At 63.0% G+C, this 22,302-nt stretch carries 19 protein-coding genes and 1 pseudogene; 8 read left to right on the plus strand and 12 right to left on the minus strand.

Annotation, left to right across the window (positions count from 1 at the left end; all coding sequences use genetic code 11):
• Positions 1 to 81 precede the first annotated feature (81 nt).
• Both P9272_RS20665 and P9272_RS20670 read right to left on the minus strand, forming a co-directional pair.
• On the minus strand, positions 82 to 825 hold the full coding sequence (locus P9272_RS20665; protein WP_278161980.1) for an alanyl-tRNA editing protein: 744 nt from the start codon (positions 823 to 825) through the stop codon (positions 82 to 84).
• Complete coding sequence (locus P9272_RS20670) at positions 825 to 1,859, minus strand: cysteine synthase A (protein WP_278161981.1); 1,035 nt, start codon at positions 1,857 to 1,859, stop codon at positions 825 to 827. Before P9272_RS20670 ends, P9272_RS20665 begins: the two co-directional genes overlap by 1 nt.
• Before the next feature lie 191 nt (positions 1,860 to 2,050).
• On the opposite strand from P9272_RS20670, the gene P9272_RS20675 reads away from it, so the two are divergent.
• Together P9272_RS20675 and P9272_RS20680 are read left to right on the plus strand one after the other, a co-directional pair.
• Positions 2,051 to 2,899, plus strand: coding sequence for an SDR family NAD(P)-dependent oxidoreductase (locus P9272_RS20675; protein WP_128260662.1), 849 nt, complete (start codon positions 2,051 to 2,053; stop codon positions 2,897 to 2,899).
• Between the two features lie 84 nt (positions 2,900 to 2,983).
• Complete coding sequence (locus tag P9272_RS20680; protein WP_278161982.1) at positions 2,984 to 3,970, plus strand: alpha/beta fold hydrolase; 987 nt, start codon at positions 2,984 to 2,986, stop codon at positions 3,968 to 3,970.
• A gap of 59 nt (positions 3,971 to 4,029) precedes the next feature.
• On the opposite strand, the gene P9272_RS20685 is transcribed toward P9272_RS20680, so the two are convergent.
• The gene (locus P9272_RS20685; protein ID WP_128260664.1) at positions 4,030 to 5,487 is read right to left on the minus strand and encodes a DEAD/DEAH box helicase; all 1,458 of its coding nucleotides are present in this window, start codon (positions 5,485 to 5,487) and stop codon (positions 4,030 to 4,032) included.
• Between the two features lie 387 nt (positions 5,488 to 5,874).
• Between P9272_RS20685 and P9272_RS20690 the strand changes: the two genes are divergently transcribed.
• Genes P9272_RS20690 through waaF form a run of 3 tightly spaced genes read left to right on the plus strand, consistent with a single transcriptional unit; the run spans position 5,875 to position 9,432 of the window.
• Positions 5,875 to 7,407 carry an acyl-CoA carboxylase subunit beta gene (locus P9272_RS20690; RefSeq protein WP_128260665.1) on the plus strand — a complete coding sequence of 511 codons (1,533 nt, stop codon included), beginning with the start codon at positions 5,875 to 5,877 and terminating at the stop codon, positions 7,405 to 7,407.
• 19 nt (positions 7,408 to 7,426) lie between these two features.
• Complete coding sequence (locus P9272_RS20695; RefSeq protein ID WP_128260666.1) at positions 7,427 to 8,368, plus strand: glycosyltransferase; 942 nt, start codon at positions 7,427 to 7,429, stop codon at positions 8,366 to 8,368.
• A 59-nt stretch (positions 8,369 to 8,427) separates the two neighbouring features.
• Positions 8,428 to 9,432, plus strand: coding sequence for a lipopolysaccharide heptosyltransferase II (gene waaF / locus P9272_RS20700; protein WP_278161983.1), 1,005 nt, complete (start codon positions 8,428 to 8,430; stop codon positions 9,430 to 9,432).
• A gap of 19 nt (positions 9,433 to 9,451) precedes the next feature.
• On the opposite strand, the gene P9272_RS20705 is transcribed toward waaF, so the two are convergent.
• Entirely contained in the window at positions 9,452 to 10,969 is a 1,518-nt protein-coding gene (locus P9272_RS20705) for an NAD(P)H-hydrate dehydratase (RefSeq protein ID WP_278162086.1), read from the minus strand.
• 346 nt (positions 10,970 to 11,315) lie between these two features.
• Between P9272_RS20705 and P9272_RS20710 the strand changes: the two genes are divergently transcribed.
• Together P9272_RS20710 and glnA are read left to right on the plus strand one after the other, a co-directional pair.
• Positions 11,316 to 11,654 (plus strand): P-II family nitrogen regulator, encoded by a 339-nt coding sequence (locus P9272_RS20710; RefSeq protein WP_018428041.1) that lies wholly within the window; start codon positions 11,316 to 11,318, stop codon positions 11,652 to 11,654.
• Positions 11,655 to 11,715: 61 nt separating this feature from the next.
• Entirely contained in the window at positions 11,716 to 13,125 is a 1,410-nt protein-coding gene (gene glnA, locus P9272_RS20715) for a type I glutamate--ammonia ligase (protein WP_042642240.1), read from the plus strand.
• A 303-nt stretch (positions 13,126 to 13,428) separates the two neighbouring features.
• Here the strand turns inward: glnA and P9272_RS20720 are convergent, their stop codons facing one another.
• Entirely contained in the window at positions 13,429 to 14,466 is a 1,038-nt protein-coding gene (locus P9272_RS20720; RefSeq protein ID WP_128260669.1) for a glutamine synthetase beta-grasp domain-containing protein, read from the minus strand.
• Positions 14,467 to 14,775: 309 nt separating this feature from the next.
• Between P9272_RS20720 and P9272_RS20725 the strand changes: the two genes are divergently transcribed.
• On the plus strand, positions 14,776 to 14,967 hold the full coding sequence (locus P9272_RS20725; protein WP_278161984.1) for a DUF2735 domain-containing protein: 192 nt from the start codon (positions 14,776 to 14,778) through the stop codon (positions 14,965 to 14,967).
• Between the two features lie 78 nt (positions 14,968 to 15,045).
• Here P9272_RS20725 and P9272_RS20730 read toward each other — a convergent pair whose 3' ends face one another.
• From P9272_RS20730 to adh, 7 genes and pseudogenes are all read right to left on the minus strand, one after another.
• Positions 15,046 to 16,935, minus strand: a complete 1,890-nt coding sequence (locus P9272_RS20730) for an MFS transporter (protein ID WP_278161985.1) — start codon at positions 16,933 to 16,935, stop codon at positions 15,046 to 15,048.
• A 261-nt stretch (positions 16,936 to 17,196) separates the two neighbouring features.
• The gene (locus P9272_RS20735) at positions 17,197 to 17,988 is read right to left on the minus strand and encodes an ATP12 family chaperone protein (protein WP_278161987.1); all 792 of its coding nucleotides are present in this window, start codon (positions 17,986 to 17,988) and stop codon (positions 17,197 to 17,199) included.
• Positions 17,989 to 17,998: 10 nt separating this feature from the next.
• Complete coding sequence (locus tag P9272_RS20740) at positions 17,999 to 18,916, minus strand: DMT family transporter (RefSeq protein WP_278161988.1); 918 nt, start codon at positions 18,914 to 18,916, stop codon at positions 17,999 to 18,001.
• The gene (locus P9272_RS20745; RefSeq protein ID WP_278161989.1) at positions 18,913 to 19,119 is read right to left on the minus strand and encodes a hypothetical protein; all 207 of its coding nucleotides are present in this window, start codon (positions 19,117 to 19,119) and stop codon (positions 18,913 to 18,915) included. Before P9272_RS20745 ends, P9272_RS20740 begins: the two co-directional genes overlap by 4 nt.
• Before the next feature lie 16 nt (positions 19,120 to 19,135).
• A complete protein-coding gene (locus tag P9272_RS20750) occupies positions 19,136 to 20,116 on the minus strand; it encodes an RluA family pseudouridine synthase (protein WP_278161990.1) in 981 nt (326 codons plus the stop codon).
• Positions 20,117 to 20,239: 123 nt separating this feature from the next.
• A pseudogene (locus tag P9272_RS20755) lies at positions 20,240 to 20,604 on the minus strand (DUF779 domain-containing protein).
• Between the two features lie 69 nt (positions 20,605 to 20,673).
• Positions 20,674 to 22,191: an aldehyde dehydrogenase gene (adh, locus tag P9272_RS20760; RefSeq protein WP_278161991.1), complete on the minus strand. Its 1,518-nt coding sequence runs from the start codon at positions 22,189 to 22,191 to the stop codon at positions 20,674 to 20,676.
• Between the last annotated feature and the right edge of the window lie 111 nt (positions 22,192 to 22,302).

A 22,302-nucleotide genomic window follows, 5' to 3' on the forward strand; every position in this document is an offset into this window, starting at 1 on the left:
CTGGTCCGCCTCGCTTTAGAGCATGATGCCGAAAGCTGTGAAGCGGTTTCCGGGCGACATCATGCTTCATCTCTTCGAGCGTCAATTCGCCGGTATTGGCCCGAAGCGGATGCGGAAGCGCCGGTTCTCGCGGCCCTTCTTCTCGATCTTGCCGATATGGATCTCGCCGACCTCGCCGGTCGACTTCACGTGCGTGCCGCCGCAGGGCTGGCTGTCGATCGAACCGTTGTCGCCAATGCAGACCAGGCGGATTTTTCCTGTGCCAACCGGCGGGCGGACGTTCTTCGATTTGACGAGGCTGGGATTGGCGGCGAGTTCGTCGTCTGTGATCAACCGGGTGAAGATTGTATGGTCGGCGCGCACCAGCTCCATCAGCCGGACCGTCACCTCTTCCTTGGTGAAGCCGGCGTCGGGGATATCGAAGTCGACACGGCTGTCGTCCTCGGCGACCGCCGCCCCGGTGATCGGAAACGGGCAAACGACCGTCAGAAGGTGGCAGGCAGTGTGCATGCGCATCAGAAGGTGCCGCCGCTCCCAGTCGATCGAAAGCTTCAGCCTTTCGCCGACAGCGGGGAGCGGCTGCTCCGGCGCTGGCACGTGGATGATCTCGTCCTTGGTCTCGCCGGTGATGGTCGCAGCGATTGCGATGCGGCTGCCGTCTGACCGCTCGAACAACCCGGTGTCACCCGGCTGGCCGCCTGACGTTGCATAAAAGATCGTGCGGTCGAGAAGGATGCCGCCCCGATCGTTGATTGCGACGACCTCGGCCTCGGCCGTCCTCTGATAGGCGTCGTCGCGAAACAGCGCCTCGGTCTTGTGCGCCATCATATTACCTTTTCGAACGGCACGGAAATGTCGGCCTTCTCTTCCATCCAACCCGGCACCGGAAGATTCTTGCCGCGCAGGAACTCCGGATTGAAGAGCTTGGACTGGTAGCGCGTGCCGTAATCGCAAAGCACGGTGACGATCGTATGGCCGGGTCCGAGCTCGCGTGCCAGCCGGATGGCGCCGGCAATGTTGATGCCAGTCGAGCCGCCGACGCAGAGCCCCTCTTCCTGGATCAGATCAAAAATGATCGGCAACGCTTCCTCGTCCGGAATCTGGTAGGAGAAGTCCGGCATGAAGCCTTCCAGATTGGCGGTGACGCGACCTTGGCCGATACCTTCGGTTATCGAGCTGCCATCGGATTTCAGTTCTCCAGTGGTGTAGAAACTGTAGAGCGCCGCGCCCATCGGATCGGCGAGCGCGATCTTGACGTCCCTGCTCTTATCCTTGAGCCCGAGCGCGACACCGGCGAGCGTGCCGCCGGAGCCTACGGCCGAAACGAAGCCATCTACCTTGCCGCCGGTTTGAGCCCAGATCTCCTGGGCCGTCGTGCGGATATGACCGTCGCGGTTGGCGACATTGTCGAACTGGTTGGCCCAGATGGCACCGTTCGGCTCGGAGCGCGCCAGTTGCTCGGCAAGGCGGCCCGACAGCTTCACGTAATTGTTCGGGTTCTTGTAAGGGACGGCCGGCACTTCGATGAGCTCGGCGCCCAGTATCTTGATCGTGTCCTTCTTTTCCTGGCTCTGCGTGTCGGGGATGACGATGACGGTGCGGTAGCCGAGCGCCTTGGCGACCAGCGTTAAACCGATGCCTGTGTTGCCGGCGGTGCCTTCGACGATAAGCCCGCCGGGCTTGAGCAGTCCACGCTGTTCGGCGTCGCGAATGATGAACAGGCCGGCCCGATCCTTGACGGATTGCCCGGGATTCATGAACTCGGCCTTGCCGAGGATTTCGCAGCCTGTCGCTTCCGAGGCTTTGTTGAGCCGGATCAGCGGGGTGTTGCCGATCGCTTCGATCACAGAACGGGGCATGCGGGATTCCTTCATGTGTGCGGCGAGACCCTAAAAACCGGACGCCGCGGTTTCAAGGCAAGATTTTGCCTGGTCCAGTCGCATTCCGGATGGTGCAATGTCCGCGATCATTTCAGTGCCAGGTGCAAAACCGCTCTTTTCAACCGATTTCTCCGCCGCTAGAGCAAACCGGAACATCCGCAGGACACCCCATGACACTCTACCGGGCCAATCCGAAAGACGGTGTCGCCTGGATCACGGGCGGCAGCAGCGGGCTTGGTCGCGCGCTGGCCAAAGATCTCGCCAATCAAGGCTACGCCGTGGCGGTGACGTCGCTGCCGGACGATCCGGCCGACACGCTGATCGTCGAAACGGCGCAAATGTCCGGACATGTGCGGTCCTTTCCCTGCGACGTCACCGACGAGCACGGCATGGCGCGCACGGCCGCCGCGATCGAGGAGCAGATGGGCCCGATCGTGCTTGCCGTCTTCAACGCCGGCAACTACATCGCCACCCCCGGCGAGAACCTGGTGGTGCGCGATTTCCACCGCTCCTTCGCCGTGAACTACTTCGGCATCGTCAACGGTGTGGTGCCTGTGGTTGAGCATATGCGGGTGCGTGGACGCGGCCATGTGGTTCTTGTCGGATCGGTCACCGCCTATTCCGGCTGGCCGACCACTGCGGCCTATGGGGGCACCAAGGCCGCGATCAACATCCTGGCGGAGTCGCTGAAATACGACTTCGACAAAATGAACATCCGCATCCAGGTCATCAATCCGGGGTTCATCGACACGCCTTTGACCGAAAAGAACAAGCTGCCGATGCCGGGTCTCATGCCTGTGCATCGCGCATCGCGCCGTATGGCGCGCGGCATCAGGAAGGGCGGCTTCGAAGTCACCTTCCCGTATCACATAAGCTGGCCGCTGAAGTTGCTCGGCCTGCTGCCGCGGCCCACCGGCCGCTTCGTCATCGGCCTGACCACCAGCTGGTGGGGGCGGCCACTGCATTTCGATCGCAGGCTGTCCAGCAAAAAAGACCCGTCCCGCGACGAGGCGACATAAGCCGGCTCAACATAAGCAGGCGAAACGGCGATTGCCTGGCGGCAGGTACGGCCATAGGTTGAGAATCATTGCTTGGAGACTGTAATGGGGCGGCGGATCGTGCTGGCGGTGCTTGGCCTTGCAGTCATCCTGGTCGCCGGCTTCTTCCTTGGCCCGCGCGTGCCGGTAGACACCACAATCAGGTTCAATCCGTCGGTGATCGGCGACGATCCGCAGGCTTATCTGGCGCGGGAAGAGGCTGCCGTGCCCAACATACGCGACGGGCTCGACAAGGAGATCATCTGGGCGAACCCGATGGTCCACGCGAAGACGCCTTTGGCCATCGTCTACATCCATGGCTTTTCCGCCTCGAAGGGCGAGGTCCGCCCCTTGCCGGACGACATTGCGGATGAACTGGATGCCAACCTTTTCTACACGCGACTGACCGGCCACGGCCAGGACGGCGCGGCGATGGCGCAAGGCAGCGTCAATGCGTGGATCAACGACTATCAGGAGGCCTTGGCCATCGGCCGCGAAATCGGCGACAAGGTGATCGTCATCGGGACGTCGACCGGCGGCTCGCTGGCGGCATGGGCAGCGACGCAGCCGGGTGCTTCGGACGGCGTCGTGGCAATCGCGTTCATATCCCCAAATTTCGGCGTCAAGGCCTCCGGCGCGGAGTTGCTGACGATGCCGTGGGGCGGGCAGATCGCAGAGCTTGTCGGCGGCAAGCAGCGCAGTTTTTCCGCGCGCAACGCGCTCCACGAAAAATTCTGGACCACCAAATACCCGATGAAAGCGGTGCTGCCGATGGCCGCGCTCACCGAGCTCGCCTATGCCGCGCCGGTCGAGAAGGCGAAGATCCCTGCCCTGTTCATCTTCTCGGATGCCGACAAGGTGGTGCGGCCGGACCGTACGCGCGAGATCGCCGGGCGCTGGGGCGGTCCGCACGAGCTGGTGCCGGTCGACGACACCGGCGATCCGGACAATCACGTCATTGCCGGCGATGTGCTGTCGCCGCAGACTACGGCCTTCCTCACCCAGCGCATCGTGGTGTGGGTGAAGGCGTTGATGCAGCAGCAATCGGGCTAGTGAAACGAGGAACGGCCGGAGCATTCGCTCCGGCCGTTCCTCGATCAGATTTGATGGGTTCAAGCAGCCCGGTTTGCCGGACGCTTGCCGCCGAAGCGGCGCTTGTTGTTGCCCTTGAAGCGCTTGAAACTGCCGGGCTTGCGCTCGCCGTTCGGCTGGGCGGCAGCCTGGCGCTCGCCCTCCGGCCTGGGAGCGCGCCCGCCATTGGGCTTGCCGGCGACGTGCTTCTTGCCACCGCCATTGCCCGGGCGGCGGCCATCGCGGCGGCCGCCATGATGCTCGCGGTCATTGGCCGGCTCGAAATGGCGCTCGGTCTTTTCCCTGGGATCGCGCTGCGGATCCGGGCTGCCGAGATGGTCGGCAATGACCGGCAGCTTCATGCGGATGATCCGCTCGACCTGCCGCAGCTTGGCATTCTCCGAAGGATCGCAAAGCGTGATCGCGATGCCGTCCCTGCCGTTGCGACCGGTCCGGCCGATGCGGTGGACATAGCTTTCCGCTTCGTCCGGCAGGTCGAAATTCACGACATGGCTGATGCCCGGCACGTCGATGCCGCGCGCCGCGATATCGGTCGCCACCAGGATGCGGACCGAGCCGTCGCGGAAATCGTTGAGCGCCTTCTGACGGGCGTTCTGCGACTTGTTGCCGTGGATGACGGCGGCTTCAAAACCGTCGCGCACAAGGTCCTTGGTGACGCGATCGGCGCCATGCTTGGTGCGCGAAAACACGATCACCGTGCGCATCGCCTCGTCGGCCAGCATCTTGGAAAGCACCTGGCGTTTCTGCCTTGTGCGGGCAAACACCACGCTCTGCACGATCTCGGCGGCGGTCGTGCTCTGCGGCGAGACCTCGACGCGGACCGGATTCTTCAGGAGGCCCTTGGCAAGCTCGGCGATCTCGTCGGGCATGGTGGCCGAGAACAGCGCCGTCTGGCGGTCCGGCGCGGTTGCCTTGGCGATGCGCTTGACGTCGTTGATGAAACCCATGTCGAGCATGCGGTCGCCCTCGTCGAGGACGAGCCATTTGGTGTCGGCAAGGATAAGGTCGCCTTCACGCACCAGGTCGGTCAACCGTCCAGGCGTGGCGATCAGGATATCGACGCCGGGCGCGATCTTCTTAACCTGGCTGAAGCGCGAGACGCCGCCGAGCACCAGCGCGGTCGAGACATGCGCGCCCTTGGCGAGCAGCTTGATGGTGTCCTCGATCTGCACGGCGAGCTCGCGCGTCGGCGCCAGGATCAGCGCGCGCGCCGTCTTCGGCCGGCGCTTGGTGCCGAGGCCGATGATCTTCGACAGGATCGGCAGCGCGAAGGCAGCCGTCTTGCCCGAGCCGGTCTGGGCGATACCGAAAATATCGCGGCCTTCGAGCTGCGGCGGGATCGCCTGCACCTGGATAGGCTTCGGCTCGGTGAAGCCCGCGGCAAGCGTGGCCTTCAGCAGCGCGCCGCCAATGCCAAGGGTCGCGAAACCGGAGAGTTCCCCTGCATCGTTGCCGGGGAGAGTGTTTTCGTTGGTCAAATTTATCTTCTTTCAAGCGGCGCAATCGCCGCAAACGTCAATGGCGGTAGGGCGCAACCTGCCGTCGAAACAATCATCAGGAAACGACAAGGCGGCGGACGGGAAACGTCCGCGCGGCTGCGCTGTCGTGCCCGCGGACTTCATGCCCCGGGGCTTTTTCGCCGTCTTGCCTATCGACCTGGGTCGACTTGAAAGAGGGAAAACAGACGCAACCAGTCTCATTCGTGGAGAAAGCCGGACATACCGGCCCAAGCGCCTATGTCCCGCATATGGCCGAGTCCGGCCCGAAATGCAAGGGGGCATGCTGCAATGCAGCAAAACAAGGGCGCTTGCGCTCCTCTGCCCTCCCCATTACCACAAATCACTTATCCGTTTTGGGGACCAGCGATGAAAGACGTGCTGAAGGAACTCGAGCGTCGCCGCGATATTGCCCGCATGGGCGGCGGCAAGGACCGCATCGAGGCCCAGCACAACAAGGGCAAGCTCACCGCCCGCGAGCGCATCGAGGTGTTCCTCGACGAGGGCTCGTTCGAGGAGTTCGACATGTATGTCGAGCACCGGTCGACCGATTTCGGCATGGAGAAGACCAAGATCGCCGGCGACGGTGTCGTCACCGGCTGGGGCACGGTCAACGGAAGGCCGATCTATATCTTCGCCAAGGATTTCACAGTGTTCGGCGGATCGCTGTCGGAGGCGCATGCCGAAAAGGTGATCAAGGTGCAGGAGATGGCGCTGCGCAACCGCGCGCCGATCATCGGCCTCTACGATGCCGGCGGCGCGCGCATCCAGGAGGGCGTGGCGGCGCTCGGTGGCTACGCCGAGATCTTCCAGCGCAACGTGCTGGCATCCGGCGTCATCCCGCAGATATCGCTGATCATGGGCCCTTGCGCCGGCGGCGATGTCTACTCGCCAGCCATGACCGACTTCATTTTCATGGTGCGCGACACCTCCTACATGTTCGTCACCGGACCGGACGTTGTGAAAACGGTGACCAACGAGACCGTGACTGCCGAAAGCCTCGGCGGCGCTTCCGTGCATACCACCAAATCCTCGATCGCCGACGGCGCCTATGACAACGATGTCGAGGCGCTCTTGCAGATGCGCCGGCTGGTCGATCTGCTGCCGGCGTCGAACACGGCGGAGATTCCCGAGATCGAGTGCTACCAGTCGGTGACGGACCACGACCTGTCGCTCGACCGGCTGATCCCCGACAACGCAAACAAGCCTTATGACATCAAGGAACTGATCCTGAAGGTCGCCGACGAAGGCGACTTCTTCGAGATCCAGCAGAGCTTTGCCAGGAACATCGTCACTGGCTTCGGCCGCGTCGAGGGCCGCACGGTCGGCTTCGTCGCCAACCAGCCGATGGTGCTGGCTGGCGTGCTCGATTCCGATGCCAGCCGCAAGGCGGCGCGCTTCGTGCGGTTCTGCGACAGTTTTTCGATTCCGATTGTCACCTTCGTCGACGTGCCGGGCTTCCTGCCGGGCACCGCGCAGGAATATGGCGGATTGATCAAGCATGGCGCCAAGCTCCTCTTCGCCTATGCCGAGGCGACCGTGCCGAAGATCACCGTCATCACCCGCAAGGCCTATGGCGGCGCCTATGACGTGATGGCGTCGAAGCATTTGCGCGGCGACATGAATTATGCCTGGCCGACGGCGCAGATCGCGGTGATGGGCGCCAGGGGCGCGGTCGAGATCATCTACCGCAAAGACATCGGCGATCCGGAGAAAATTGCCGCTCACACAAAAACTTACGAGGATCGCTTCCTGTCGCCCTTCGTCGCCGCCGAGCGCGGATATGTCGATGAGGTGATCATGCCGCACTCGACCCGGCGCCGCGTTGCGCGCGCGTTGCGCATGCTGCGCAACAAGGACATGCAGAACCCCTGGAAGAAGCACGACAACATCCCGTTGTGAGAAGCCGCGCCGACAAGAAATGCGCATAACCCTTGCAGCTCAGAGCCTTATTCCGGCCAAGGGGTATGGCGGAACGCAGCGCCAGGTCGAGTGGCTGGTCACCGAACTGGTCAAGCTAGGGCACCATGTCGTCCTGATCGCCGCGCCGGGATCGTCGCATCCGATGTGCGAGGTCAGGCATGCGGTCAGTGATGCCGAGTGCCGCGCGGCGATTCCCCTCGACACCCAGATCGTCAATCTCCACGCCTGGAAAATCGAGGTCCCCTTCCCTACGCTCAACACCGAGCACGGCCACCTTCCGGACTATCCGCGGCCGCAGCCCAACTGGAACTTCCTCAGCGCCCGTCATGCCGAACTGCATGGCCGCAAGACCTTCGTCTACAACGGGTTTCCCGTTGACGCTTACCGGCTGACGCCGACGAAGAACGATCATCTCTTCTTCATGGCGGCGATTGCGCGCGCCGGAAAGGGGCTGAACCGCGCGGTGGATCTCGCCAAGAAATTCGACTTCGTCCTCGATATCGCCGGCGGTTCGCGCTGGAAGCTGCTCGGCCGCAGCAAGACGCGCCGCGAGGGCGTGTTCTTCAAGAGCCTTTCCGCCCGCTACCGCTTTCACGGCATGGTCGATGGCCAGGACAAGCTGCGCCTGCTGGGTGAATCGAAGGCATTTCTGAATCCGATCTCGTGGGAAGAGCCCTTCGGCATGGCGCAGGTCGAGGCGATGTTGTGCGGCACTCCCGTGCTCACCACGCCACGCGGCGCGCTCGTGGAAACCGTCGATGCCGATACCGGGCGCTTCTTCCAAACCGACGAGGAGTTCGGGCACGGTCTTGCTGAGATAGGAGGCCTGTCGGCGCAACGATGCCGCCAGTCGGCCGCCGACAGGTTCCCTATCGAGAAGACGGCCAAGGCCTATCTGGAACTCTATGCGCGCGTCCTTGATGGCGAAGCGCTTCCGTGACAAATCACCGTCATGTTAGCCATTGGTGGCGATTGTTCCGGATCTAAAGGTAGCGCCCGTTGCGTCCCATCCTCGTCTTCTGCTTGCCGGCGATCGGAGACTTCATCCGTTGCCATTCGGCAATTCAGATTCTGGCCGGGAAGTTTCCCGGGTATCCGATCGACGTCGCCACTTCGCCGCTTGCCGCGCCGCTGGCGCGGCTGATGCCGCATATCCGCAAGACATGGATTGTCGAGAAGCATTGGAAGCCCGGGCTGAAACAACGGGCAGGTCTGGCGCGCGAAATCCGCAAGGAGAACTACCAGGCGGCCTATATGCTCACCAGCAGCACCAAGGCCGCGCTCGTGCCATGGCTGGCCGGCATACCGGAACGCATCGGCTATCCACGGGAATTTCAGTTCGGCATCATCAACCGCCTGCCGGCCGGCTGGCTGAAGAGCTTCGTGGCGTTCGGTCCGCGCAAGACCAGATTGTACGAACAGGTCTGCGCCATCGCGATGCTGGGTGAAAAGCCAGTCGACGGCATGCGGTTGCCTGCTCCACAAATGGCTATTTCGGCCGAAGCGCTTTCCGATTGGCGAGCCCGACACGGGATCGATCCCGCGCGACCGGCGCTGGCGCTTTATACGTCCGCTTTCTCCAACTTCCGCTCATGGCCGGCGGAGCGTTTCATCTCGGTAGCGAGAGATCACGCCCGGCGCGGCTGGTCGGTTTGGCTCATCGGCGGCCCACGAGAACGCGAGGCCGCCGCGCAGATCCGGGCAGCGCTTCCGGAGGCGGTGGATTTCACGTCGACACCGCAGCTGACGGACGCCATGTGCCAGATCGCCGCCTCGACTGTCTTCCTCGGCGTCGATGGCGGCCTCTGCCATGCGGCCGCAGCGCTGGGCAGACCATGCGTGCTTATCTTCGGATCAAATCGGTCTTATGAGACAGGACCTGTAAACGATCAGGTGCGTTATCTCGAACCACCGATTTCGACGCCGAGCTGGGTGCTTGACACACGCGGTGTCAGCGAGGAGCGAGTTCTCGCAGCTTTGGCCGACGCCGCACCTGGAAAATGAATCATGAGCCCCGTCCGAATCATCGGGCACTGCCCTCCAGCAGGTCGCGGATAACAGGCCCCATCGCCAGGGGCAGGTCTTCGGCTATCAAGCCCGGGCCAAAGCGACTGCCGGCCTCGGCATGGATCCAGACCCCGGCGCAAGCCGCTTCGAAGGCCGGCATGCCTTGGGCAAGAAAGCCCGCAATGATGCCTGCCAGCACGTCGCCCGAACCGGCCGTGGCGAGCCACGGGGCACCATTGGCGTTGATCGCGGCGCAGCCGTCCGGCCCGGCGATGACGCTGTCGGCCCCCTTATAGACGATCACGGCGTTGGCGCGTTGGGCGGCTTCGCGCGCCTTGGCCAGCTTCGACAACGCCTTGTTGCCCGCAATGTCCGCGAACAGCCTGCCGAACTCACCCTCATGCGGCGTCATGATCAACGCCGGTGCATCCGGTCTGCCGGCCGCCTCGAACAGCTTCGCGTCCGCATTGCGGAAAGACGTGATGCCGTCGGCGTCGAGCACTAGGCCCTCAACGCCATCGCCCTCTCGCTTCCTGGACAGCACGCCTAGCGTGAAATCGCGCGCCTTGTCGCCGATGCCGAAGCCGGGACCGAGGACAAAGCTGGACGGCCGGCGATCGCCGATCAGGTCATGCACGTCCTCGATCGCGTCGACCTTGCGCAGCATGATCGAGGTCAGATGCGCCGCGTTGACCTGCATGGCGTTTGCCGGTGAGAGCACGGTGACGGCCCCTGCCCCGCTTCTTGCGGCCGCCAGCGCCGAAAGGCGCGCCGCGCCGGTCGCGGATGGTCCGCCCGAAAAGACGCTCGTATGGCCGCGCTTGTATTTGTGCGCGTCGACCGCCGGCACCGGAAAGTTCGCGATCCAAAGCCCGGGCCGGTTCTCGAAAGCGTGGGGCGCCACCTTGTCGATAATCTCGTCGCCAATGCCGATGTCGGCCAGCACGATCTCGCCGCATCGCTGGCGGCCCGGCAGCAACAGGTGCCCGGGCTTCTTTCGCGCAAAGGTCACCGTGAGCCCCGCGTGAAATGCCGAGCCGAGCACTTCGCCGCTATCGCCGGAAACGCCCGAAGGAAGGTCGATCGCGACCACCGGCAGGTTCATCCCTGTCACGATGTCGACCGCGGCCTCGGCGTCGCCGGTGAGAGGCTTCGATAGGCCTGCGCCAAAGAGCGCGTCGACGACCAGCGACCCGGCTTCGGCCGTGAGGGCCGACAGCGGGCGCCGCTCCAGGGTGCAGGCGGCTGCCGCGAGCGCGGCGTCGGTGCCAGCCCGGGGTTCGCCCAACGCCCAAAGAAACACATCGACGCCCGCATCGGCCAACAGCCGCGCCACGACATACCCATCGCCGCCATTGTTGCCGGGGCCGCAAAGCACATGCACCCTCTTCGCGGTGGGGTGGCGCGCCAGCACCAGGGCCGCGACCGCTTCGCCGGCGCGCTGCATTAATCCGTAACCGTCGAGCGGTCCGCCCGCGATCGCCAGTCTGTCCGCCTCAGCCATCTCGGCCGTCGATAGAAGTTCATTGCGCATGGGATTGCCGATCTCCGTGCGATCAAGCATTGTCCAGTTTTCGGTCCGAAGCAAACCACCGCGGCCGCGCATCATTTGCAAATGTGGTCGCATCCGAGAGGGGTCTGCCTGCCAATTGCGCTTCCTGCCCAATTTTTGTGCAGGACTGAGGAGGGGCGATGTATAGGGTTTGGGCGTCCATGCCGCATCCGACGCAGCGGATGACGCGAATTTGCATCCGTGCGCGATGCGGAATCGAAAACGCCCTGTGCCGCCTCCGCTCCCTTGGATTGGCACGGTTCGTGCTAGATGGAGGCGCAAGCGGGGTACACAACCCGTCTTCTTGGCAGTGGAGGCCATTTTATACATGAAAAAGATCGAAGCGATCATCAAGCCATTCAAGCTGGACGAAGTGAAGGAAGCGCTTCAAGAGGCCGGACTGCAAGGCATCACCGTGACGGAGGCCAAGGGTTTCGGCCGTCAGAAGGGGCATACCGAGCTTTATCGCGGCGCCGAATATGTTGTCGACTTCCTCCCCAAGGTGAAGATCGAGGTGGTGCTGGGCGACGAAGCCGTCGAAGGCGCCATCGAGGCCATCCGGAAAGCGGCGCAAACGGGCCGGATCGGCGATGGAAAAATCTTCGTTTCCAACATAGAGGAAGTCGTGCGCATCCGTACCGGCGAAACCGGTATCGACGCCATCTGACGCCCCCCATCCTTCCGCAACGTCATCATCAAAAACACGTCATCACACAGGGATACATGACATGACGACAGCCAAAGACATCATGAAGCAGATCAAGGACAACGACGTGAAATTCGTCGACCTGCGCTTCACCGATCCGCGCGGCAAGCTGCAGCATGTGACGATGGATGTCGTCGAGGTCGAGGAAGACATGTTCGCCGATGGCGTCATGTTCGACGGCTCCTCGATTGCCGGCTGGAAGGCAATCAACGAGTCCGACATGGTGCTGATGCCCGACACGGACACCGTGCACATGGATCCGTTCTTCGCGCAGTCGACCATGGTCATCCTGTGCGACATCCTCGATCCGATCTCGGGCGAGGCCTACAACCGCGACCCGCGCGGCACCGCCAAGAAGGCCGAAGCCTACATGAAGTCGGAAGGCATCGGCGACACCATTTATGTCGGCCCCGAAGCCGAGTTCTTCGTGTTCGACGACGTCAAGTACAAGGCGGACCCCTACAACACCGGATTCCGCCTGGACTCCACCGAACTGCCGTCCAATGACGACACCGACTATGAGACCGGCAATCTCGGCCACCGTCCGCGCATCAAGGGCGGCTACTTCCCTGTGCCGCCGATCGATTCCGCACAGGACATGCGCTCCGAAATGCTGACCGTGCTGGCCGAGATGGGCGTGCGCGTCGAGAAGCACCACCACGAAGTCGCAGCCGCCCAGCACGAGCTCGGCATCAAGTTCGACACGCTGGTGCGCAACGCCGACAAGATGCTGATCTACAAGTATGTCGTGCACCAGGTCGCCAATGCCTATGGCAAGACGGCCACCTTCATGCCAAAGCCGGTGTTCGGCGACAACGGCTCGGGCATGCATGTGCATCAGTCGATCTGGAAGGGCGGCAAGCCGACTTTCGCCGGCAACGAATATGCAGGCCTCTCGGAAACCTGCCTCTATTACATTGGCGGCATCATCAAGCACGCCAAGGCGATCAACGCTTTCACCAACCCGCTCACCAACTCCTACAAGCGTCTGGTGCCGGGCTATGAAGCGCCAGTGCTGCTCGCCTACTCGGCGCGCAACCGCTCGGCCTCCTGCCGTATTCCGTTCGGCTCCTCGCCGAAGTCGAAGCGCGTCGAGGTCCGCTTTCCCGATCCGGGCGCGAACCCCTATCTCGGCTTCGCCGCCATGCTGATGGCCGGCCTCGACGGCATCAAGAACAAGATCCATCCGGGACAGCCGATGGACAAGGATCTCTACGACCTGCCGCCGAAGGAGTTGAAGAAGATCCCGACCGTCTGCGGCTCGCTGCGCGAGGCGCTGCAGAACCTCGACAAGGATCGCGGCTTCCTGAAGGCCGGCGGCGTCTTCGACGACGATCAGATCGATGCTTACATCGAGCTCAAGATGGCCGAGGTGATGCGCTTCGAAATGACCCCGCATCCGGTCGAGTACGACATGTACTATTCGGTCTGACCACCGAACTTATCCGCATCGGCGACAAAGACGGACCCCGGCGTTTCGCCGGGGTTTTCGTATGGGCAAGCCTATCGGCGGGCTGTCGCCTTTCCGCAAACCCATCGGAACCACGCAGCACGCGGCGGTCCGCCGCTGCAGAAGTAGCCGTCATGGCTCAATCGCGTAGCGTTGCTGCCGGCTGATGGCGGCGGGCGAAACATTCCCGCCGGTGCCTGCCACGCAAAAAGCCCCGGCGAAGAACGCCGGGGCTTGCGAAATTGAAACTTATGGGGCGCAGGCGCGAGGCCCGCGCTTGGATAATCAGGCGGCAGCCGAAACAGCGGCGGTCGGAACCTCCGAGATCGTTTTCAGGACCTGCGAGGCGATCTGGTAGGGGTCGCCCTGCGAATTCGGGCGGCGGTCTTCCAGATAGCCCTTGTAGTCGTTCTTGACGAAGGAATGCGGCACGCGGATCGAAGCGCCGCGGTCGGCGACACCGTAGGAGAATTTATTCCACGGGGCGGTCTCGTGCTTGCCGGTCAGGCGCTTGTCATTGTCCGGGCCGTATACGGCGATGTGATCCATCAGGTTCTTGTCGAACTGGGCCATCAACGCCTCGAAATAGGCTTTGCCGCCGACCTCACGCATGTAAGCGGTCGAGAAGTTGCAGTGCATGCCCGAGCCGTTCCAGTCCGTGTCGCCGAGCGGCTTGCAGTGGAACTCGATGTCGATGCCGTATTTCTCGGTCAGGCGAAGCAGAAGGTAGCGCGCCATCCACATCTGGTCGGCGGCCTTCTTGGAGCCCTTGCCGAAGATCTGGAATTCCCATTGGCCCTTCGCCACTTCGGCGTTGATGCCTTCATGGTTGATGCCGGCGGCCAGGCAGAGGTCGAGATGCTCCTCGACGATCTGGCGCGCGACATCGCCGACATTCTTGTAGCCGACACCGGTGTAGTACGGGCCCTGCGGCGCCGGGTAGCCGCTCTCGGGGAAGCCGAGCGGACGGCCGTCCTTATAGAAGAAATACTCCTGCTCGAAGCCGAACCAGGCGCCCTCGTCGTCTAGGATGGTGGCGCGCTTGTTCGAGACATGCGGGGTCACGCCATCGGGCATCATGACTTCGCACATGACCAGCACGCCATTGGTGCGGGCCGGATCCGGGTAGACGGCGACGGGCTTCAGCACGCAGTCGGAGCTGTGGCCCTCGGCCTGATTGGTGGACGAGCCATCGAAACCCCACAGCGGCAGTTGCTCCAGCGTCGGGAACTCGGCAAACTCCTTGATCTGGGTCTTGCCGCGCAGGCTGGGGGTCGGGACGTATCCGTCGAGCCAGATATACTCGAGCTTGTATTTTGTCATTCCAGTGCCTCTCGTTGCTAGGACGCCGCAAGCGGCGTCAACGCATGGCCGGGCTTGCCGGCCTGCCGATGGTTAAAAAGCAATTCGTATGCCACTCCGCCGTCGGCGGGTGCGGCAAAATGGTCCTGGCAACACGTGGATTTTGCTCGGCCGCCTCAATAATGCGCTCGGATCGCTCAATCGATATTTCTGCACAAACAATTGGCAAGTAATGATCTTTTTGTAGGCATATTGCCTAAACGAATCGCAGAACCTATCTTGCTTGCTACGTTGAATCGGCAAGTCTCTAGACAAGCAAGGAGGTCGCCAATGCAGGTCATGCAACCGCGTCCGTCGGCCAAAATCCTGATGTTCCCGCTGGCAGGACGTAAGTCTGCCTCAAATTTGGGCGCAAAGGCGAAATTCGCGGCAGAGCTTGCGACGCTTCGCGGCGAGCATGCCGACTTTGATGGCTGGTATCATCAAGCAGCCGTCGAGGAAGAAAATCAGCGCAAGAGCTGATCGCCCCTTAGTTTTATGAACGAAATAGCCCGGCACGATCGCTCGCGCCGGGCCTTCTTTTTGAGCAGATGACCGAGGTCAGTCCTTGGCGTGCAAGTCGGTGCCGAGCGTATCCCTGACGAAGATCATGCCGATGATCAGCGACATCGCCGCGATGATCACCGGGTACCAGAGACCATAGTAGATATCGCCCTTGTAGGCGCTGAGCGCGAACACGGTCGCGGGCAGCAGGCCGCCGAACCAGCCGTTGCCGATATGGTAAGGCAACGACATGCCGGTATAGCGGATGCGGGTCGGGAACATCTCGACCAGGATCGCGGCGATCGGCCCATAGACCATGGTCACGAACAGCACCAGGATGAACAGGATGCCGATCGTCATCGGCCAGTTGATGGCTGCCGGATCGGCGAACATGGCGAACGCGCCGCCGCCCGGTATGTTGTGGACCGTGACTTCCGTCGCACCGGCCGCCTCGTCCTTGGTCAGCAGCTTGTCGGCGATCGCCTGCTCGGCCGGAACCGAGGCCTTCTCGCCACCACGGATCGTGGCCGCATCGAGCTTCAGCTCTGGATTGGCCGCGATGAAGGCATCGAGCTTCTGGTCGGGCACCTTGATCGCGGCGCGCTTCAGCGGATAGCCGCCGTCCCTCAGCGCCATGTTCACCGCCTTCTGGAAGACTCCCTCCTTGGCCTTGGCCTGATCGCCGGCGGCAACGGCGTCATAAGACTCCACCGTCTCGTTGCCGATCTTGACCGTGGCCGCGGTTCCAGGCGCGGCCGTGGTGACGACGTCGTATGGCACCGAGTTCTTGGTCAGGAACGAGGTCGCGATATCGCAGGATGTCGTGAACTTCGCCGTGCCGACCGGGTTGAACTGGAACCTGCAGTCGCCAGGAGCCGCCGTCACCGTCGCGCGGGTGTTCTGCTGGGCGGTGGCCAGAGCCGGGTTGGCGGCCGAGGTCAACGCCTTGAACAGCGGGAAGGTACAGACGATGCCGAGCGCAAGGCCGGCCATAATGATCGGCTTGCGGCCGATCTTGTCGGACAGCCAGCCGAACACAACGAAGAAGATCGAGCCGATGGCAAGCGCGATGGCAATCATGATGTTGACCGACTGCGCGTCAACCTTCAGCACGTTGGTGAGGAAGAACAGGGCGTAGAACTGGCCATTGTACCAGATCACGGCCTGGCCGGCGGTGAGGCCGAGCAGCGCAAGAAGGGCGATCTTGGCGTTTTTCCACTGGCCGAAGGCCTCCGTCAGCGGCGCCTTGGAGCCCTTCCCCTCGTCCTTCATACGCTGGAAGGTCGGCGACTCCGACAGCGACAGCCGGATCCAGACCGAAACGGCGAGCAGCAGGAAGGAAACGATGAAGGGAATGCGCCAGCCCCAGCTGGCATAGGTTTCCTTGCTGAGCGAGGCCTGCACGATCAGGATGACGATGAGCGACAGGAACAGGCCGAGCGTCGCCGTCGTCTGGATCCATGACGTGTAGTAACCACGGCGATCGTCGGGCGCATGCTCGGCGACATAGGTCGCGGCGCCGCCATACTCGCCGCCGAGCGCCAGGCCCTGCAGCATGCGTAGCCCGATCAGGATCACCGGAGCCGCGATGCCCCAGCTCGCATAACCGGGCAGCAGGCCGACCAGGAAGGTCGACAGGCCCATGATCGTCATGGTGACGAGGAAGGTGTATTTGCGGCCGACGAGATCGCCGATGCGGCCGAACACGAGAGCGCCGAACGGGCGCACCAGGAAGCCTGCGGCGAAGGCCAGCAGTGCGAAGATGTTGCGCGTCGCCTCCGGGATCGCCGGGCTGAAGAAGGTCGAGCCGATGAAGGCGGCCAGCGAACCGTAGAGATAGAAATCATACCATTCGAAAACGGTGCCGAGCGATGAGGCGAAGATGACTTTCTTCTCCTCCCGCGTCATGCCGCGGCTGGTCCCGCCGGCGGTCGAAGCCATTGCCATTTGAATATCCTCCCGTGAGATCCCGTCTGTCCTCGATGGCTGCGCGCCACCATCCGCGTTGCTCCGAACGCGGACTCAAAACGCAACCAACGAAGGAAAAAATGACAGAAACAACGAGCGAAAGGCACCGCGACAATGGGATTATGACTTTGGTATTAGGTGCACTGCGAAAGCGGCGTGCGCCTGGAGTGGCTCAACACCCGGCCGGTCGCCGGTCCACTCCAGATTTGTTTGTTTAGGCAATTCCAGACGGAATTGCTTTTAGCCTTGCAGTGCCTCGAGCAGGCTGACCGCCGCCATCATGTCGCGTTTGCGAGCCGAGCGGCGGGCGACAGCCTCCGCGTCCTGGCCCCAGTGTTCGATCTGCCAATCCTCATCGACATGGGCCGCAAGCCAAGCTTCCTCGGCGTCCAGCTCGCCGAAATCCACGGCCAGCGCCAGCAGCGCCGAACCGGTCAGCGCCGTCATGACATGGATCGCGGCCAGCCGCATCGGCTCGGAGCGCTGGCCGAGATGCGCGCCGAGGACGGCTATGGCTTCGCGCGGCTGCTCGACATGGATGACGCCTTCGGCAAGGTTGAAGCGCGCGCCGAGGCTGCCGCGTGCCCAGTCCAGCACCGGATCCCACAGCCTGTTCTGACGATCGACCAGACCTTGCGGACCGTCGGCGCGATAGCAAAGCAGATCGGACGAGGCGAAGCGCAGCACATCTTCCAGCACCGCCTGCGGGTCGGAGGCGACGCCGTCAATGGCGGTGTTGACGAGGCGCATGACCGGCATCGTCACGGGGTCGATGACCTCCCCCTGCGCGCTGAATTCGCCGGCCACAAGTGCTGCGGCCTTTTCGGTCGGCAGCACCATCGCCGCCTTGCCCGGCGTGCGCACCGGCCGGCCGTCGAGATGAACGGCAAAACCGTTTTCCACCGGGACGACCGAAACCGCCTTGTAGAAACGCTTCGGCAGCGGCGTCTTCATCTGGATCTGGGCGCGGCGCACGGGATCGGGATCGGAAAGCAGTTTTCCGGATTCGAGGTCTTCGAGGATGTCGCGCATGCCGAACTCCCTAAACTGTTGGCTGCCTGCGCGCCGGCCGGTTGACGACGATGAGACCGGCGGCAATCAGGGCCAGAGCCAGGAATATCCTGGTGGTCGGCGCTTCACCAAGGACCACCGCGCCGCACAAGACGCCGAACACCGGCGACAGGAAGGCGAAGCTCGACAGACCGGACGCGGGGTAGCGCCGAAGCAACCAGAACCACAATACATAGGTGAAGGCGACGATATAGAAAGACTGGAAGAGCAGCGCCAGCGTCGGCAAGGCGGCAACCGCGCGGATGGGCGGGCCGGCCAAGGGCATCACCAGGACACCGACGACGGCGGCGCCGGCCAGTTGGTAGAGTAGCAGTTTCTCGGCGCTGGTCGCGACCAGTTTCGAGCGCTTGATGACGATGCTGGTCGCCGCCCAGAGAATGCCCGAGCCGAGACTGAGCAGATCGCCGGTCAGCGTTGCGTCGCTGCCCGCGACAATGCCGTCCGAGAACACGGCCACCAGGCCGCAGAAGGCCAGGACAAGCCCACCGAGCTTGCGCGCGTTGATGTGCTCGCCGAGCAGGAAATGACCGCCGATCAGCACCCAGAACGGCATGGTGTTGACCAAGAGCGTGTTGCGAGCGACGGTCGTGTACTCGAGGCCGATATAGAGGCACAGGAACTCGACGCCGAAAAGCACGCCGACGGCGATGCCGGCGGCCAGCGTTCCATCCGCTTCGAACAGCTTGATGCCGCGCAGCCGGCACCAGCCAAGCACGCAGAGCCCACCGAGGAGCGAGCGTGCGATCGAGACGAAGACGGGATCGTAGCCTGCGTAGGAAATCTTGGCGGCGACGTAGTTCAGTCCCCACGAGAAGGTCAGCCCGACCATGATGGCCGCTGCCGCCATGTCGACCGCGTCGCGGCGATCCAACTCCGCTGCCGTAGTCATTGCTTCGATTGGCTTTCGAGTTTTGCAAGCAGCGCTTTCAGCGCTTCGGTGTTCTGCCTGACCGCCTCGGTGTTCTCGCGGCCGACCTCGGCCATCGATCCCTGCCTTGTCGCGATCCGACGCGTATAGACAACCCACACGACAAAAATCAGGACGAACGGCAGCCACCCGATCAACTGGCTCGCGAGACTGTTCCCTTCCATGATCGGGGTCCCCTCCTTAGTCCTCGGCACTCTGCTCATCAAAACCGAGCAGGTTCCAGCTCTGGCGCATATGCGGCGGCATCGGCGCCGTAACATCGATGACGCCCTGGTCCGGATGCGGGATGACGATGCGGCGGGCATGGAGATGCAATCGATTCTGGATGCCGCCCGGGAATTCCCAGTTGGTATCGGCCTCGAAATATTTCGGGTCGCCGATGATCGGGCAGCCGATATGAGCGGCGTGAACGCGCAGCTGATGCGTGCGGCCGGTATAGGGCTCCATCTCCAGCCAGGACAGCGACTGCGCCGCCTGCTCGACGACGCGATAGTAGGAAACGGCATGGTCGGCGCCCTTCTCGCCATGCTTGGCGACACGCACGCGATCGCCGTCCGGCGTCGTCTCCTTGACCAGCCAGGTCGAGATCTTGTCCTCGCGCTTCGGCGGCACGCCCTTGACCAGCGCCCAGTAGGTCTTCTTGGTCTCGCGCGCCCGGAACGCTTCGGAAAGCTTCATCGCGGCCAGGCGGGTTCGGGCGACGACCAGAACGCCGGAGGTGTCGCGATCGAGACGGTGGACCAGGCGCGGCTTCTCACCCTTCTGGTTGCGCCAGGCCTCCAGCATGTCGTCGACATTGCGGGTGACTCCTGAGCCGCCCTGCACCGCCAGGCCGGCCGGCTTGTTGAAGACGAAGACCTTCGGGTCCTCGTGCAGAAGCATCTTGGCGAGCACGTCGGCATCGCCCTGGTTGCGGATCGAGTGGCCGGTGAGGGAGCCCTCGCCCTTCTTGTCGACGTCGAGCGGCGGAACGCGGACGGACTGGCCGGGCTCGACGCGTGTGTCGGCCTTCACCCGTCCGCCGTCGACGCGGATCTGGCCCGAACGCAGGAGCTTTTGCAGGTGGCCGAAGCCGAGGCCCGGATAATGGACCTTGAACCAGCGGTCGAGCCGCATGCCCGCCTCGCCGGCCTCCACCGTGATCTGTTCAACACCTGCCATGGATACGCTTTTCCGTTTGAAAGCGGGGCCATAGCACTAAGGCGATTAGGTTGCGAGCCAAAGACCCAACAAAGCGCGACGATTACCCCAATCGCGGCGCTGCGTGCCGTCCAGTCTATTCGCTCAGTTGCCGGAAGATGGCGTCGGGACGGCGCAGATCGTCGAGCGGGTGAGAAACCTCTTCTCGCGGCCATTGTCGAGGGAGAACATGCCGCCCCTGCCCTTCACCACGTCGATGATAAGGTCGGTGTGCTTCCACGCCTCATAGTGAGAGGCGCTGATATAGACCGGCGTAACGCCGATCTCGCCGAGCTTCACGTCACTGTCGCCGATCATGAACTCACCACGCGCATAGCACATCGGCGAGGATCCGTCGCAGCAGCCGCCGGACTGGTGAATGAGCACTGGCCGTGGTCGGCGATGATCTCGGCCAGCAGCGCCTCGGCCTCCGCCGTGGCTGTGACTTTGCCCAATGAAGTCCTGTCCATGGCAATCCTCCTATGTTGAAGGGAGAGCACCGTCCGCGGCGCCCTCCCTTCCCCTTCGCCCTGGGAGGATCAGAAGAAGCCGAGCTTCTTCGGGCTGTAGCTGACCAGCATATTCTTGGTCTGCTGGTAGTGGTCGAGCATCATCTTGTGCGTCTCGCGGCCGATGCCGGACTGCTTATAGCCGCCGAAGGCGGCATGCGCCGGATAGGCGTGATAACAGTTAGTCCAAACGCGACCTGCCTGGATGGCGCGGCCGAAGCGGTAGCAGCGGTTCGCGTCGCGGCTCCAGATGCCTGCGCCGAGGCCGTACAGCGTATCGTTGGCAATCGACAGCGCCTCGTCATCGTCCTTGAAGGTCGTTACCGACACCACCGGCCCGAAGATCTCTTCCTGGAAGATGCGCATCTTGTTGTGACCCTTGAAGACCGTCGGCTTCACGTAGTACCCGCCGGCGAGGTCGCCCGGCAGGTGGTTCTGCTCGCCGCCGGTCAGCACCTGGGCTCCCTCCTGGCGACCGATGTCGAAATAGGAGAGGATCTTTTGCAACTGCTCGCTCGATGCCTGCGCGCCGATCATGGTGGCCGGATCGAGCGGATCGCCCTGCACGATCGCCTCGACGCGCTTCAGCGCCCGCTCCATGAACTTGTCGTAGATCTTCTCATGCACCAGCGCGCGGCTCGGGCACGTGCAGACCTCGCCCTGGTTGAGCGCGAACATGACGAATCCCTCGATCGCCTTGTCGAAGAAGTCGTCATCCTCGCCGACGACGTCCTGGAAGAAGATGTTGGGCGACTTGCCGCCGAGTTCCAGCGTCACCGGGATGAGGTTCTGCGAGGCATACTGCATGATCAGGCGGCCAGTCGTCGTCTCGCCGGTGAAGGCGATCTTGGCGATGCGGTTGGACGATGCCAGCGGCTTGCCCGCCTCGAGGCCGAAGCCGTTGACGATGTTGAGCACGCCTTCCGGCAAAAGGTCGCCGATAAGGTCGGCCCATAGCATGATGGTGGCGGGCGTCTGCTCGGCCGGCTTCAGCACCACGCAATTGCCGGCGGCGAGCGCGGGCGCCAGCTTCCAGCAGGCCATCAGCAACGGGAAGTTCCAAGGGATGATCTGGCCCACGACACCCAGCGGCTCATGGAAATGATAGGCGACCGTGTCATGGTCGATCTCGGAAAGGCTGCCCTCCTGGCTGCGAAGGACGCCGGCGAAATAGCGGAAGTGGTCGATGGCCAGAGGCAGGTCCGCCGCCGTCGTCTCGCGGATCGGCTTACCGTTGTCCCATGTCTCGGCCAGCGCCAAAAGGTCGAGATTGTCTTCCATGCGGTCTGCAATGCGATTGAGGACCAAGGCGCGCGCCGCCGGGCTGGTCTTGCCCCAGGCATCCTTCGCCTTGTGCGCGGCGTCGAGCGCGGCTTCGACGTCCTGTGCGTCGGACCTTGCGATCTCGCAAAGCGGCCGGCCGGTCACCGGCGAGATGTTGTCAAAGTATTTTCCGGCATGCGGGGCGACCCAGCGGCCACCGATGAAGTTGTCATAGCGCTTGGCGAAGGGAACCTTGGCCGCGCGTGCGAACTCAACCTTGTTCATTGTCTGCCTCCCAGCAAAACGGCGTCACGGAATGTGGCGCGTCGCCGGAAACACTTGCGGATGCTCTTCAGCCTGTCATCCCCAGGCAAACGGATCGCGGCCGGCGAGTGT

It is taken from the genome of Mesorhizobium sp. WSM4976 (assembly GCF_029625685.1).
Lineage (GTDB): Bacteria > Pseudomonadota > Alphaproteobacteria > Rhizobiales > Rhizobiaceae > Mesorhizobium.

Excerpts from the sequence above, each read along its gene's own strand:
- glnA (WP_042642240.1), top strand. The coding sequence starts at position 11,716 with ATGACGACAGCCAAAGACATCATGAAGCAGATCAAGGACAACGACGTG.
- P9272_RS20675 (WP_128260662.1), top strand. The coding sequence starts at position 2,051 with ATGACACTCTACCGGGCCAATCCGAAAGACGGTGTCGCCTGGATCACG.
- P9272_RS20730 (WP_278161985.1), bottom strand. The coding sequence starts at position 16,935 with ATGGCAATGGCTTCGACCGCCGGCGGGACCAGCCGCGGCATGACGCGG.
- P9272_RS20750 (WP_278161990.1), bottom strand. The coding sequence starts at position 20,116 with ATGGCAGGTGTTGAACAGATCACGGTGGAGGCCGGCGAGGCGGGCATG.
- P9272_RS20670 (WP_278161981.1), bottom strand. The coding sequence starts at position 1,859 with ATGCCCCGTTCTGTGATCGAAGCGATCGGCAACACCCCGCTGATCCGG.
- P9272_RS20705 (WP_278162086.1), bottom strand. The coding sequence starts at position 10,969 with ATGCGCAATGAACTTCTATCGACGGCCGAGATGGCTGAGGCGGACAGA.
- P9272_RS20690 (WP_128260665.1), top strand. The coding sequence starts at position 5,875 with ATGAAAGACGTGCTGAAGGAACTCGAGCGTCGCCGCGATATTGCCCGC.
- P9272_RS20745 (WP_278161989.1), bottom strand. The coding sequence starts at position 19,119 with ATGGAAGGGAACAGTCTCGCGAGCCAGTTGATCGGGTGGCTGCCGTTC.
- P9272_RS20740 (WP_278161988.1), bottom strand. The coding sequence starts at position 18,916 with ATGACTACGGCAGCGGAGTTGGATCGCCGCGACGCGGTCGACATGGCG.
- adh (WP_278161991.1), bottom strand. The coding sequence starts at position 22,191 with ATGAACAAGGTTGAGTTCGCACGCGCGGCCAAGGTTCCCTTCGCCAAG.
- P9272_RS20725 (WP_278161984.1), top strand. The coding sequence starts at position 14,776 with ATGCAGGTCATGCAACCGCGTCCGTCGGCCAAAATCCTGATGTTCCCG.
- P9272_RS20680 (WP_278161982.1), top strand. The coding sequence starts at position 2,984 with ATGGGGCGGCGGATCGTGCTGGCGGTGCTTGGCCTTGCAGTCATCCTG.
- P9272_RS20665 (WP_278161980.1), bottom strand. The coding sequence starts at position 825 with ATGGCGCACAAGACCGAGGCGCTGTTTCGCGACGACGCCTATCAGAGG.
- P9272_RS20735 (WP_278161987.1), bottom strand. The coding sequence starts at position 17,988 with ATGCGCGACATCCTCGAAGACCTCGAATCCGGAAAACTGCTTTCCGAT.
- P9272_RS20710 (WP_018428041.1), top strand. The coding sequence starts at position 11,316 with ATGAAAAAGATCGAAGCGATCATCAAGCCATTCAAGCTGGACGAAGTG.
- P9272_RS20720 (WP_128260669.1), bottom strand. The coding sequence starts at position 14,466 with ATGACAAAATACAAGCTCGAGTATATCTGGCTCGACGGATACGTCCCG.
- P9272_RS20695 (WP_128260666.1), top strand. The coding sequence starts at position 7,427 with ATGCGCATAACCCTTGCAGCTCAGAGCCTTATTCCGGCCAAGGGGTAT.